At 39.7% G+C, this 11,659-nt stretch carries 14 protein-coding genes and 1 pseudogene; 2 read left to right on the plus strand and 13 right to left on the minus strand.

Annotation, left to right across the window (positions count from 1 at the left end; all coding sequences use genetic code 11):
- Nucleotides 1-436: 436 nt before the first annotated feature.
- The 12 genes and pseudogenes from NSQ44_RS19150 to NSQ44_RS18885 all read right to left on the minus strand — a co-directional run bounded on the left by NSQ44_RS19150 (nucleotide 437) and on the right by NSQ44_RS18885 (nucleotide 9,642).
- Nucleotides 437-769, minus strand: a complete 333-nt coding sequence (locus tag NSQ44_RS19150; RefSeq protein ID WP_445659546.1) for a type I restriction enzyme subunit R domain-containing protein — start codon at nucleotides 767-769, stop codon at nucleotides 437-439.
- Nucleotides 770-1,058: 289 nt separating this feature from the next.
- Nucleotides 1,059-1,277 (minus strand): hypothetical protein, encoded by a 219-nt coding sequence (locus NSQ44_RS18835; protein ID WP_340858410.1) that lies wholly within the window; start codon nucleotides 1,275-1,277, stop codon nucleotides 1,059-1,061.
- A gap of 7 nt (nucleotides 1,278-1,284) precedes the next feature.
- Nucleotides 1,285-1,653, minus strand: coding sequence for a hypothetical protein (locus tag NSQ44_RS18840; protein WP_052660098.1), 369 nt, complete (start codon nucleotides 1,651-1,653; stop codon nucleotides 1,285-1,287).
- A 120-nt stretch (nucleotides 1,654-1,773) separates the two neighbouring features.
- Nucleotides 1,774-2,301 (minus strand): EVE domain-containing protein, encoded by a 528-nt coding sequence (locus tag NSQ44_RS18845; protein WP_340858379.1) that lies wholly within the window; start codon nucleotides 2,299-2,301, stop codon nucleotides 1,774-1,776.
- Between the two features lie 68 nt (nucleotides 2,302-2,369).
- Nucleotides 2,370-2,603: pseudogene (locus tag NSQ44_RS18850) on the minus strand (tyrosine-type recombinase/integrase); the annotation flags it as partial.
- Between the two features lie 14 nt (nucleotides 2,604-2,617).
- A complete protein-coding gene (locus NSQ44_RS18855; RefSeq protein ID WP_340858383.1) occupies nucleotides 2,618-2,881 on the minus strand; it encodes a hypothetical protein in 264 nt (87 codons plus the stop codon).
- 32 nt (nucleotides 2,882-2,913) lie between these two features.
- Complete coding sequence (locus tag NSQ44_RS18860) at nucleotides 2,914-3,828, minus strand: tyrosine-type recombinase/integrase (protein ID WP_340858386.1); 915 nt, start codon at nucleotides 3,826-3,828, stop codon at nucleotides 2,914-2,916.
- Between the two features lie 571 nt (nucleotides 3,829-4,399).
- Nucleotides 4,400-5,158: a hypothetical protein gene (locus NSQ44_RS18865; RefSeq protein WP_340858390.1), complete on the minus strand. Its 759-nt coding sequence runs from the start codon at nucleotides 5,156-5,158 to the stop codon at nucleotides 4,400-4,402.
- 1,805 nt (nucleotides 5,159-6,963) lie between these two features.
- Nucleotides 6,964-7,797, minus strand: coding sequence for a DUF3800 domain-containing protein (locus tag NSQ44_RS18870; protein ID WP_340858391.1), 834 nt, complete (start codon nucleotides 7,795-7,797; stop codon nucleotides 6,964-6,966).
- 239 nt (nucleotides 7,798-8,036) lie between these two features.
- Nucleotides 8,037-8,321: a hypothetical protein gene (locus tag NSQ44_RS18875; RefSeq protein ID WP_340858392.1), complete on the minus strand. Its 285-nt coding sequence runs from the start codon at nucleotides 8,319-8,321 to the stop codon at nucleotides 8,037-8,039.
- Nucleotides 8,305-9,102, minus strand: a complete 798-nt coding sequence (locus NSQ44_RS18880; protein WP_340858396.1) for a ParA family protein — start codon at nucleotides 9,100-9,102, stop codon at nucleotides 8,305-8,307. The genes NSQ44_RS18875 and NSQ44_RS18880 overlap by 17 nt, the downstream gene beginning before the upstream one ends.
- Before the next feature lie 132 nt (nucleotides 9,103-9,234).
- Entirely contained in the window at nucleotides 9,235-9,642 is a 408-nt protein-coding gene (locus NSQ44_RS18885) for a ribbon-helix-helix protein, CopG family (RefSeq protein ID WP_052660337.1), read from the minus strand.
- A 364-nt stretch (nucleotides 9,643-10,006) separates the two neighbouring features.
- Here NSQ44_RS18885 and NSQ44_RS18890 point away from each other — a divergent pair, with 364 nt between their 5' ends.
- Both NSQ44_RS18890 and NSQ44_RS18895 read left to right on the plus strand, forming a co-directional pair.
- Complete coding sequence (locus NSQ44_RS18890) at nucleotides 10,007-10,411, plus strand: hypothetical protein (protein WP_044899714.1); 405 nt, start codon at nucleotides 10,007-10,009, stop codon at nucleotides 10,409-10,411.
- Between the two features lie 26 nt (nucleotides 10,412-10,437).
- A complete protein-coding gene (locus NSQ44_RS18895; RefSeq protein ID WP_340858405.1) occupies nucleotides 10,438-11,058 on the plus strand; it encodes a hypothetical protein in 621 nt (206 codons plus the stop codon).
- Between the two features lie 53 nt (nucleotides 11,059-11,111).
- On the opposite strand, the gene NSQ44_RS18900 is transcribed toward NSQ44_RS18895, so the two are convergent.
- Nucleotides 11,112-11,659 (minus strand): hypothetical protein (locus NSQ44_RS18900; protein ID WP_340858406.1); only part of this gene is annotated, 548 nt, incomplete at its 5' end.

Here is an 11,659-nt window from a genome sequence, read left to right on the forward strand (position 1 = left end):
ATTAGAACATAGTGTTAAATGCTAAATCTTTAATTTGATAAATTAATTAAGAAGAAGCTTTATATGTGGATAATAGGGAATATATATGGTGAAAAAGTGAATAACTTGCTTATACGATAAAGGCATCATTTGATGATTAAGGGGATGTATGCGAGGCCTATCTATAAGTTTAGGAACTTTTCCCGCAGCCGGAGATGCCCTACTTTTCGTCCCAGAGGCAGCATGACTATGGCCATTCTTTCGGAGAAGCGTTTAAACACCCGATCAAAGGCGTGCCTCACGTTTTGGAGTTCTGGGATTTTCATGTACGCCTTGATTTCGTCGCGGTTGACTCCGCCAAAGAAGCGCATGGTAATGCGGTGTCGCGACTGCAGTCGCGGTATCTCTGACTGGATGGACGTCAGTGCCCCTTAGATGTCCTTCGGGTTAGAAATGGTCAATGTCTGCTTGAGGTACTCGGACACGCCGTAATAGTTGATGGTAAGTCATATGTCTTCTCGTTGTATATCCGGCTCGTTCTTGCGATCACCTGGAGTATGTAATGTTCCTTTAGCGGTTTACCGAGGTACATGACTTGTTCTCTCAGCGCGTCAAACCCTGTCCGTAGCATGTCGCACACGATGATGAGTGCCAGTTTGTCCTCGTGTAGCGGCTGTTTGAAGCGCTCGATGTAGTGCTTTTGTTTCTCTTTGGTCAGGTGGTATTTTTTCAAAGGCTCGTTGTTGTTAGCGGAAATGATGCGGTGCGACTCGTCAATGAGGACAAAGATGTCGCCCGCGTCGTTTAACGGATTTCCGAAAGAAGTCTCCCATCCTCAAGGAATGTGCAGGGCGTAGCCCAATGAGTAGGTGGGAGATGAATTTCGGTTGGCGTTAGCCAACGAATAGGATAGAATATGGGTAGAACGGACACCTTCGGAACGAAGGGAAGCGTAAAGGGTTCTTGTGTGTGGCTTACCGTTCAGCGAACACACACAAGTCGCTTGAAGCCCCAACCTCTAAGCGAAGCGTAGGTGGTGGGTAGTTCACGAGCGGGACACTCCCGTCATCGTCGTGATCCTAGAACTTTTGGATGGTCGTCATGATGGTCGCGCCTGTCGCCGTCCGCAGCAAGTCACGCAGATCCCGGACAATTTCGGCACGCTGCGGGTTCGGGAGTCCGCAGCGACGGAACGTATTCGTGATTTGTTCGTCCAAATCGGTACGATCCGTCACAATAACGATGGACGGGTTGCGCAGTTTCTTGAGGTACCGCAGTTTGACGGACAGGTAGAGCATCGTCAATCTATCTCCGGCCCCTTGCGTCGCCCAGACGACACTGCCCTCGTTCCTTCGGTATCTTGCCAATTAAAATGCGTTCCACTGCCTTATTGGCGACGGGGAACTGCTGGTAGCGGCAGAATTTCTTGATCGTGCGACCGCCTTCGTACTCATATACGACAAAGTCCTGGATCATGTCCAGCAGACTCTTTTTCGGGAACATGCCCACGACCAAGATGTCCTGCCTCGTCGTGTTGGCGCCGATGTCGCTTGTCTTGAGTGGATGCGGGTCTTTCCATTCCCCGAAGTGCCGCAGTTTCGCGCCGATCGATCCAAATTTCGCTTGTTCGTTGCATGTCGCAACAAGGACATGGCTGTAGTGGAAGAGACGCACCTTCTCCTGTTGGCAGCGAGACAGCTGATGGACCGTCTCGCTGATCGGATACGGCTTTGCCGGGCTTTTACATTCGTTGGCGACAAGTGGAAGGGATGGAGTTTACATGATAATATATCTTTATTTGCCGTATGTTCTTTGGTTGAATTCCAATTCGAGTTCATCGATTCCGCCTATCTTACTGACTATAGCCTGAAACGCAAGTGGATTCAAAGGCATTGTTGATGCTTGCAGTCCTTCGATTAAGTATTTATCATATTTAGCATTGTTCAGATTCAATTCCTCTAAAAGAATAGGAGTTCTGATCAGATTTTTTACGTATTTAATAGGGACTCTGTATCTGATTTTCTCACTGTCTTCGATGTTTTCCCAATAATCGTTTTTTGTGCTTTTCATTAATTGAGGTTTATCTAAAATCTCTACAATTGCATAAATACCCGGATTCAGCCGCGGCTTGCCTGCAAGCTGTTTTTTTGATCTTCTGTCGCGCCCAACCCTTATGACGCCAAGCTGACCTTTTTCAAAGTAATCTTTGTGATGGTTCGCAATGGAAAATGTGTCGTAAATTTCTCCTGATAATAGAAAATCATCTATTCTCCACTTCTGAGGATTGCAGAAAAAAGTCCAATAGCCTGTAGGTTCGATCACGATAAATACCCCCATTTAATTTAAAATTATAGACATATTTTATCCCTCCCAGAATCGATTCATTCGGTTTAGAACTTCGGCAACGCCTCCACGGCATCCGCTAAATCACTATAGCTGTCTTTTAAGTATCTGGACGTCGTGGCGATATTGCTGTGGCCGGCGAGGCGTCGAACTTTCTCTATATCGTTGTTTGTCGCTTTTAACATCCACTTACAAAACGTATGCCGGAACATATGGGGCGTCAGTTTTTTATTCGGCAGGCTGTAGCTTTCAATCATTCGCTGAATGCCGCGAATCGAAAAGTTTTACGTTTTGTTTATTCCTTTTCGGCTTCCAACCAATCCGTTATCATGAACAGTTCCTTCTTCAGCTGCCGATTCAGTTCCACAGGGACATGAAGCACGGTATTAGATCCTAACGTGAAAGAAAATGGTTCGTTCTCATCGATTAATTGTGCCAAGGAACGCAAACCGGAGGTCTTGAATCGACCTTCTAACGGAAATCCGGCGATGCTGCTTATATAAAACGCATTATCGGCAAAATACCCATCAATCACTTTTAATTGATCCATTATAGACATGTTTTATCCCTCCCAGAATCAATTCATTCGGTTTAGAACTTCGGCAACGCCTCCACGGCATCCGCCAAATCACTATAGCTGTCTTTTAAGTATCTGGACGTCGTGGCGATATTGCTGTGGCCGGCAAGCCGCCGCACTTTCTCGATATCGTTGTTCGTCGCCTTTAGCATCCACTTGCAAAACGTATGTCGGAACATATGTGGAGTTAATTTTTTATTCGGCAGGCTGTAGCTTTCGATCATTCGCTGAATGCCTCGGACCGAAAACTTCGGCGAGCGTTGGCTGTAAAAGACGTATGGCGATGCGGCCACATGTGGTTTCTTTTTCGCCATTTCCGCACGAAACTTCAGCCAATCCTCAAGTTCCGCCAGTAGGATGTTTGAGATCGGTACGGTCCGGACCTTCATTCCCTTCCCCACGATCCGAATTCGTTTCATCTCTAAATCTAAGTCCGTCAATTTTAAGTTTGATAACTCCTCTACTCGCAATCCTGCATAGGTAAGCAGGTACACCACTGCACGGTCCCGGCGATATTTCTCTTCAGGATCGACTCCCCGGCTTTGCACCGGTTTTTTCCGCATTCGATGCAACAAGTCCTCAAATTCTTCTTCCGTGAGCCACATAATCTTTTCGTTCTCTTCATCAGCTGATTTTAAATCCTGGATGTCTCTCATTGGGTTCTGTTCAATCTTATGATGTTTGACCGCCCACGCATAAAAGCTTCGCAGGGAATTAAGCCGGCGATTGATCGTGGAGATAGCCAACGGTTTCCCTTCTACCGGATTCAACATTTGCTGGATCCATTTGCGAATGTCGGCCGGCGTGACGTAATCACCCGGACGGATATGTAAATCGTTGAAAAAGATATTCAAGTCATTGGTATAAGAGATGATCGTGTTTGGGGAAGCTCCTTTTTCTTGAAGGTAATTGACATACTCGTTGAGCACCTTTTTCACCCTTTCACTTATACGACGAGTTTAAAAGGATTCGAAGAGCAAAAAATCGATTGAAAAAATAACATTATGTGACGAGTATATCATAAAAAAGACGATATTGCTAGACATATAATGTATATTATACGTCTAGTTATAATATAAAAAATTAACCCATATTTGTCCCATGTTTCTGTCATCCCCCTCTTATATATTTTAAACAAAAATCTCTTAGAGTTTAGAATATAGCCCTTTCATAAGGGGATCAAGATCTTCCAACAGGTTATAAACGGTATCTAATTTTTCTCAAAATAATAATGTTTAGGAAGGTCTCAACGGTTAATTCAGATAGAATTATGGAAAATTTTTCAAACTAAAAGGAGGAGTTTATGTCTAGACACATAAATACTCCTCCTCATCAATAAATATCGAAACCGACTACTCGATCTTTATATACCCGATATAAATAAAAAAGTATTCATATTTCGTAAAATAAAAAACTCGCCAAGACTATGCTCGCGAGGTTCGTTAAGACGGGAATATTCCCTCTTAACTACCCTCAATTATACAACATTTTTTTTTAAATTCAAGTATTTTCTTCAAAATATACATCATCAATTTTTTGGCTGTGTAAAATTTTCGAACGAATTGTAGGCAAAGGATCAATAACTTTGGAATCAGGGAATTTAAGGAGAATTTTTTCTGTTTCAACTTGCCACAAATCTCTTGCGCAAATTGTAGTAACAAAATCCACTATTTCACACCCAGCATGAGTAATTGTGGCATTCTGTGCTACTTCATTTTTTCCAATAAATCGAATTTCATCAAATAGTTCAGTGACTGTTTGCGGTCGAAAATGTTTCGTACCCAGCGTAATGGAATGATGGTACGCTTCTTTAATATCATCTCTTTCTCCAAGACCGATGTCACCATCATATCGTAACTTTGTAATTTTCTTTCTTCTCTTCTTTTCTATATGATGCAAATCCAATAAATAATAACTCATCAAATTTAAATGTTCTCGAAAAGCAATATATGGATGATAATAAATATGTTGTTTCCTGTAGTTTTTTGAAACTGATCGAATATGATGGGATGGATTCCATCGATAGCCTGTTACTTGAATAATAAAAGGCAAATCATGAATTAAGGATAATAAATCTTGATAAAAATGATATAGCTTTTCATAATCTAATTCTTCATTCGAATTAGAGAAAATGTTCTCCCATGTTTCATTATGGGCGGATTTTGGATCGAGCAAGTGTTTAATATCCGCAAAATGCATCGCCTGTCCAAGAGGAATGCCATAATCTTCTCTAAATTCCATCCATCTTTTTTCGATCACATTGATATAATCTTCCGTTTCCGCTGTTATGCTTGCAATGGTGTAATACCGATAAGGATGGTCAGGGATGTTTTCGATTTTTGACTCGTCAAGATATGTGATGCAGTTAATTTTTGCCTCTGAAATCGTAGATCTTCCCTTCGATATTATCGTATATTATGTATATTTCGGATGGTATTGGATATACATATTATATAGTAATTAGGCATAGTCCTGAATTACAAAAGCCCCTTTCAGGCATAGTCCCGGAAAGGGGTTTTTATTTATTATACTATATAAATTTGCCCCATGTATTAGTAATTCATATACCAAAATTCCTCCCGAAATATTTAATTATGTAACGAGTAATATAATACTTATTTGCACCATCGATAAACTGCTCTTTCCCGGCCAGAAATTTGTCTTTCAGCATTCCAAAAACTCCTCTTCGATCGATTAGCCCATATTTGTAAAAACCGATTTTCCATTCACTGATACAATTTGATCACTTACACATGAAAAACGACTTAATCCCCAGCAGCCCCCTTGGAACTTGCTCAACTAAGTCAAGTCAACATGATCATCCATAACCATCTTTATTTGGGCCACCAGCCGACCATCGCCCCGGGGACCCGGACCAAAAGGAAACGGAAGCGGCGGCGTGATATGTAATGTGTTAAAGACAATTAAGATTTTCTTTTGATCTGTCTATTATATTTTTTGTCAGACCAAAAATATCTTAATATACATATCCTTTTTATGACAAAATCATCTACTTTTTTAAAAGCGACCTCTCAAATTGACCTACAATGCGTTTTAAATAATGATGTATTTTCTATTCAAAATGAGGAAAACGCCTCTATGGGGCGTTTTTTCGTATTTAAAACGATTTTGTGTTTTTCCTCCCGCAGCGATGCAGTGAGTGGCTACCTGAATGTACTTCGCATGGCTGCATGATGAGTTCGCTTGCACAGGGGCTTCTTCGAATGGACCGAGCGCCGGGCTTCGGAGGCTCCAGCCGGATTGCCATAAGCAAGGAGACGATTAGCGACGAAGACCGGCGCGGGATTTATTTATGTGATGAATCACCTGATTGGTAAAGGAGGGGTGTGAACCTTGTTAGGAAGAAAAGAAGAAATAAACGTTGGTTCTTTTATTCATTGTTTATTTTATTCAAAGATTCGAATATTTGCTGATTAGTTGAATGCTTGATTTGTTGCTTGAAAACTGCCCGCAGCGATGCGCTGAGCGGCTTCCGAAAGTTGCTTCGCATGGCTGCGGAATGAGTTCGCTTGCAAAACACTTCTTTGAATGGGCCGAGCGCCGGGCTTCGCAGGCTCCAGCCGAACTGCCACAGGCAGGGAGGCGGTCAGCCGAGAAGACCGGCGCGGAGCTTTGTTGCTTGATAGCTTCTTTGACCAGTGGGAGGGGAATTTTTTGAAATAAACCTTGTTAGGAAGAAAAGAAGAAATAAACGTTGATTCTTTTATTCGTTTGTTTGTTGCTTAATTTATTTAATGCCACAAACGTTTATTGTTTGATTGGATACTTTATTCTTGCTTGAAAGCTCCTCGCGGCGATGTGGTGAGCTGCTTTCCGGCTTCGCTACGTATAGCTATGGACGTTATCATATGTGTTCATGTAATGTAGTTTTAAGCTTTTGTTCTCTGCTTTTAAATCGTAAATCTCGGTTTTGGTTTAGGTATTTTCTCCGTTTTTAAACGTCTTCTTCACAACTTCACCAAACAAATATAAATATAAGTCCAAACCAAGTGTAACATAGTGGGGAATTGTGGAATGAAAAATACCACCAGCTTTGGTGGTACTCAGTTTAGTGTTTCGTTAAAATGTTTAGCCATGAATAGCTGCAAGTAACTCGTTAAACTTACTTCTGGTAATTCCTTTGATTGATCCCATTCAAAATATCTTATATTTTGTATTAAAGAACAAAAATCGGGATTTCGTAATAAATGCATAGTTAATTTATTTTTGGCAGTAGGTTTTAAAGTAGTTGATGGCTTGTTTTCTATAATTGTTCTAACAATTCCCAACAGCATGTCAGTCATTTCTACTCCGATTTCTTCGCCCTTAGGAACTAGTCTGCAATTATTAATCACGTAATTTTCCCCTCTATAAAGCGCTTGAATATTTAATAAATCCTTTACTAAACCATCTAAATTCAATTTAACGTCATGTTCATGTTTATCTCTAAGTTGGAAAAGATTAAGATTTTCGTACTCGTTAGCTTTTTCGATTAACACTTCCGCTTCTATGTCGATGTTCTTACCATATCCTCTCAGTAAACCATAAAGAATTCTTTCAGGAAACTTTGTGTAAATCATGTCTTCAACTACATCTTTTCCTAATTCAGTAGCACCAACAAGAGCAGAGTAATTATAATTAATCACAATCATTTTGATGAACTCAGAATACTTTGCTAAAGTTTCTCCAACACGAATAAAATTATCCCTTTCATTCGCATCGCCATAATAACCCTTAAAATGTAACTTAATCAATCCATCCCGTAATTTTTGAGTTAATAATTGGAAATCATCTTGATAGTATATTTCATGCGGAATAGATAAGCCACCCATCAAATTAGGTTTGACACTTCCTTTTCCGCTTTCATCAAAAAATATCATTATCTTTTCCTTACCCACTAATTAACACCCTTCCTTACAACTGGAAGTTGACTTTTGCTTACGCCTTATTATAATATAAGGGTACATCAATATCTCTCGGGGTTCCGCGAGATATTGAATATAGACGGTGAGTAACTCGGGATTCCGCGTGAAAAACCGTCGAAGTACTGTTAACTACCGTTTTAGGTAGTTTTTATTTTTTATTAGTAAAATTAAGAATTTTCTCATATACCCAGCACTTTGCTGGGTATATTACTTTATTTTTTAAGCTCATTTAAATATTTTTCTAAAGCTTCTTCAATAAGCAAATAAATATTCTTCTCCTGCAGGATCGATTGCATTTTCAGCTCTTTGTGCAAATCCGTCCGCAAGTCGAAGGATACGCGTTTTCTTTCCACTTTCTTTTCTTCCTTTCTTTCTTGGTTGTTTTCTTCATTCGAAGAAACGTTGGTTTCATCTCCAACAGGTTCTACTAAAACTTGCGTAGGCGTAATGACTTTTTGCTGACGCTTTAGATTTTTGATGTCATCTACCTTTGACACGTTCCATCAGCTCCTTATAAAAGTTTTTGTATTGCTCCAAAGCCTGCTCCAGTTCGTTGTTTTGATCAAAGCCGTATAGCGACAAGCGGCCGATCGGGGCTTTGCGTGTGATGATCGTTTTAAACACTTCATTTGGGTAGTCTTCCTCGATCATTTCGTTAAAAGCTTTGGCGTCGTTGCGTCTTACATCGTTCATGGTCCGCAAAATGCCAAGCAGCCGCGTGTTGTGTCTTCCATGCCGTCTGGCGCCGTCTACAGAATCCATGAAGTTTGGAATCGCGGAATAGCACCAGTTGGAGCATTCAAACAATACGACGACATATTGGCTGGCGCATAAAGCATTGGTTGTCTGTTCACTTAAGGACGGAGGGGTATCGATCACGATAAAGTCATATTCATTGCGCACTTCCTCCAAAGTTTCATCGAGCACCAAGCTCGGATTTCCATGATATTTGATTTTATCCCCCGTATATGTAATGCCTGTATAAATCCAGCGCGGAAAAGTCGCTAGAAAGTTATTGGCCGGTAATAGGTCCAGGTTTTCATCTATTTGCACGATGTATTTTTTCGGATCGCGGTACTGCATGGCTTCGAGCACAGACTTTTCCACGAATTCGTTTGCAGGTTTCTTGGAAAGCAGCTCGGTCAAATTCCCTTGTGAATCCATGTCGATCGCAAGCACCCTATATCCATCTCGGCTTAATAAATACGCTAAAACCCCTGTGGTAGTTGATTTTCCGCATCCTCCTTTTTGGATGCCCATGGTGATAGTGATCGACAACCTTCGTATCCTCCTTTCTTCCAACGTTTATTTCTTCTTTTCTTTATAGATCTATTCTATGAAAGTTTGAAAATCCCTTCAACTAAAATGATAGATTTCCCAAAAGAAAAGGAGTATAAAAGCGGCAAGATTCTAATAGTGCCTCCACTTCAACTCCTCAATCAGCCTGCGGATCGCTTCTGATTCGGATATATTTTTTGTCCGACAATATTTTTGTAGAATCTGATACAATTCATCATCAAGCCGGACGGTGATGCGGTGGGACTTCGACGTGTCCTCTTTCGGCCGCCCGCGCTTTAGTTTTTTTCGCTCGACCCGCAAATCATCATGGACAATCACGTCCAAATATCCAAAGCGATCGTAAATGTTTTTATGCTTTTGCACAAATTCCTCCCACATTTGCGGTATCTTATCGATTAAGCGCAGATATTCCCGCTGGAGCTCCCATTCTTCTTTCTCCGTAGACTCCCTGCGTTTGGAAAACTCGGACAGCACCAGCACTTGAAAATCGTGCTGTTCATAACATCGTCCTTCTCTCATATTAACCACCTTTTTTGTCAGACATTAATTATATACAAATTATACATCAACAGATCAATTTTATGAATATTTTTTGTCAGACATAAAATAAAATTGATTTTTCGTTAAAGGCAATATCGCCTATTACGTCTAAAACGCATCAATAATGCAGCGAAATAGACGATAAAATTCCATTTTTATGCCGAAAAATTCATTTTTCAAATTTTGATTTTTTTACCAAAAAAATATATATTGAACTCAATAAATCAGTTTCACTGGCGTTTTTTACGTATTGATCATTTCTTTTCCTGCTAAGCGTGTATATTCCACATCACAGATTCGATTTCTCGCTTTCTTTGTAATTGAGAGATAAGGGGATGGGGTAATGGATTGGAAGGAAGTTAAGCATTTCGTTTCGCTTGGACAAGCTTTTGTGCCGATTAATCTTGAAAACAGAGGGGATTCGGTGAAGTTGTTTTTTAGAGATGGAACGACGGCATGCCTGGATATGCAAGCCAATTTATTTTTGAAGCGTCTTCTTACCTTTTTCGGGACCAGCGCGGCAATCAACCGCCACCGCTACGGTGAATTGGTCGGCAAAAAGCAGCTTGTTCCGATTGCGTTGTCATACGGATTCACGCTCATTCCGTTCAATGTAAGGGAACCAATCGGCCGCCAAAGCCGCATTGGGTGGTTTGTATCAAGGGAAATTGAACGGTTTCAGAAAAAATCTCCTCATGTCACCATTGTCCAGCTCTCCAGCCATAACATTCCTGTGTTTCATAACTAAATCCATTTAGAGAAGAAGCGCAAAATATGGCAAAAGAAAAGATTGAGAAAAGAAAAAGAAAAGAGCGAAAAAAAAACCGACTAAAAGAAGCAAAAAAACAAGAAAAGCACCCAGAACGTGATAATCACGATCTGGATTCCCCTGATCTGGATAATCACGGTTATAATAATAATAATATTAATAATAATAAAGATATATATATAGATACATATAAAGATACGGTCAAAGCAGAAACACCCATGAAGCAAAATGAATTTCTTAAGCAAAGTTTAAAAGATACGGTTCCTCCATTAATCTATGAAACACTATATGTTTTTAGTGAAGACTTCGATCAAATGTATAATTACATTGGTATTATTTTTAGAGCAAAAGCAAAAGTACAAAATAAATATAATATTGTAATTCATTTAGAAGAACACGATAAAGATATTAATAAAATCCTTTTAGCTTGTTTTAGGAAATTTAAAACAGATAGAAGAATCAAAAACAAAGACAATTATTTATATAAATCAATCTGCAAAGTATTAGAGGAAATTGCAGAAAAAATTACCGGTATTGAGGAAGAAATTCTTAGACAAAGGGAAAAGAATATTAATTCTTCAAATAATGAATTACTGGATTACTTAAAAAGAACGATTAATTTATAAACAGAAAAAAAAGGCTGGACAAAACCCCAAGCAAGAGGGCTAAGTCCAGCCTCTTATATTCCGTCAAACCATATATTGTATGTGTCAACAAACGGTTCAATTGCTTTTCCAGATTCAACACGGACTAACCATTTGGAATGGTCATATTCTTTTGTAGCCATCTGTACTAAAGAGATTTCTTTATGCGAAGGTAAGTAATCACAAGCGTTTAAAAGTATAACACCTAATGATGCCAGATACTCTTGAACGGAATCAATTTCTTTTCCGACAGGGACGGAAAAAGAGATTTCTCCATTGGAAAATTCAATAAGACCTTCTTTAACCTGAACATGAAAGGTTTTATCCATAAAAGAAGTGATCCATTTCATCATGTTAGGTGTTATTTCTAATTTTCCATTACAAAATGGACATGTATAGTGATCTATGAATAATTGACCGAGATCTTCTTTTGCATATGATGTACGGACAGGAAACATTAAATGGTAGTCACCGTTAACTCCAAGAAAATAACCACTTTTTTTCTTCAATTCATTTTCACACGAATTACAACCAATTAGCAATTTTGATTTCAAAAAATCACCACTCCATTTTAATTTTATTT

Origin of the sequence: Aeribacillus sp. FSL M8-0254, assembly GCF_038008845.1 — a bacterium.
In the GTDB taxonomy this organism is placed as follows: Bacteria; Bacillota; Bacilli; order Bacillales; family Aeribacillaceae; genus Aeribacillus; species Aeribacillus composti.

Excerpts from the sequence above, each read along its gene's own strand:
- NSQ44_RS18835 (WP_340858410.1), bottom strand. The coding sequence starts at position 1,277 with ATGCTCTACCTGTCCGTCAAACTGCGGTACCTCAAGAAACTGCGCAAC.
- NSQ44_RS18885 (WP_052660337.1), bottom strand. The coding sequence starts at position 9,642 with ATGAGAGAAGGACGATGTTATGAACAGCACGATTTTCAAGTGCTGGTG.
- NSQ44_RS18855 (WP_340858383.1), bottom strand. The coding sequence starts at position 2,881 with ATGTCTATAATGGATCAATTAAAAGTGATTGATGGGTATTTTGCCGAT.
- NSQ44_RS18890 (WP_044899714.1), top strand. The coding sequence starts at position 10,007 with ATGGATTGGAAGGAAGTTAAGCATTTCGTTTCGCTTGGACAAGCTTTT.
- NSQ44_RS18895 (WP_340858405.1), top strand. The coding sequence starts at position 10,438 with ATGGCAAAAGAAAAGATTGAGAAAAGAAAAAGAAAAGAGCGAAAAAAA.